Source organism: Ruegeria sp. PrR005, from assembly GCF_010500245.1.
GTDB lineage: Bacteria > Pseudomonadota > Alphaproteobacteria > Rhodobacterales > Rhodobacteraceae > Ruegeria_B > Ruegeria_B marisflavi.
The window spans coordinates 1-1,121 of record NZ_JAAGOX010000048.1 but is presented as its reverse complement, the minus strand read 5'-3'; the positions used below and the strand labels follow the sequence as shown (position 1 = coordinate 1,121).

General features: G+C 61.2%; 2 protein-coding genes. One reads left to right on the top strand and one right to left on the bottom strand.

What is annotated here, in order from left to right; translation table 11 throughout:
• The coding region (locus G0P99_RS18795; RefSeq protein ID WP_164132026.1) for a hypothetical protein at positions 1-261 on the top strand (261 nt) is incomplete at its 5' end.
• A gap of 30 nt (positions 262-291) precedes the next feature.
• On the opposite strand, the gene G0P99_RS18790 is transcribed toward G0P99_RS18795, so the two are convergent.
• Positions 292-1,121, bottom strand: an 830-nt coding sequence (locus G0P99_RS18790) for a calcium-binding protein (protein WP_164132025.1), incomplete at its 5' end; no start/stop codon positions are given.

The following is a 1,121-nucleotide window of genomic DNA, read 5'->3' as shown; positions in this document are numbered from 1 at the left end:
CATAACCCGAAATCCATAAACAGAGGTGGCTCACTTCTCGATGAAAAACCCGGCTCACTTCTGGGTGGAAATCAACAGTCAGAGGTTCGACTGATCCCGAACGGCAGCGGCTTGATGATCGAATTGGTCGGCGAGCTGGCCGGTTTGCTTGCGTTGGGGCAAGAAAAAACGGCCTCGGAAGCGGTTGCTTCGGGCCGTTCTGTGACACTGGTTGCGGGAGTAGGATTTGGCCTTTACCGAACATCGGATCGGCTAAGTTGAGAGGAACCATGCTCCTTCCTTTTCCCACCACTATCCAAGGAGATCGAAAACCTCGGATCCGATTTGCAGGTTGATACTCTCCTGGCCTTCGCCGTCCACCAGCGCCCACAGGATCTGCCCGGTGGGCCGGTAGATCACGAATGCCTCCTGCACCGCGTCGTCACCCGAGCGTTCGCCGGCGGCGTTCTCGGTATGGGCAAAGTTGACTTGGAACTGCGTGCGGGCGACCGCAGAGTTGCCAAACAACAAAACGTCGCCCTCGGCGTCGTTGTAATCCTGCACCCAGTCCGAACCGTGCCCCTCAACACCGACGTGGAAGAATTTGTCAGCACCCGTACCGCCGTTGATCCGGTCTGAGCCGAATCCGCCGTTGACGAAGTCGTCGCCCGCGCCACCGAACACGAGGTCAGAGAAGGCCGAGCCGGTGATCACGTCATCGCCGTCCTGGCCCTGGATCTCGTCCACACCGAAGCCACCGGCGATGGTGTCATTGCCCCCCTGGCCATAGATCAGGTCGTTGCCGGATCCTGCGTCGACGCTGTCATTACCCTCACCGCCGTAGATCACGTCGCGCAGGTCGGCTGACGTGTCGCCGCCGAGGATGAGGTCGTCGCCGTCGCCACCGTTCAGTGTGTCGGCGCCATCGCCGCCCCGCAGCGTGTCGTTGCCGCCAAAGCCGCGAAGGATGTCATTGTCGCCAAGGCCCGTGATGTCATCGTCGCTCTCGCCGCCGTCGAGCGTGTCGCGCTCAGGCGTACCGACCAGGATCAGGGACCCGCCAGCGACCGAACTGGTCGCTGCACTGGTCACGCTCTCGTTGGTGCCGAAGTTGTCGGTGTAGGAATACCGGACCGAGATCG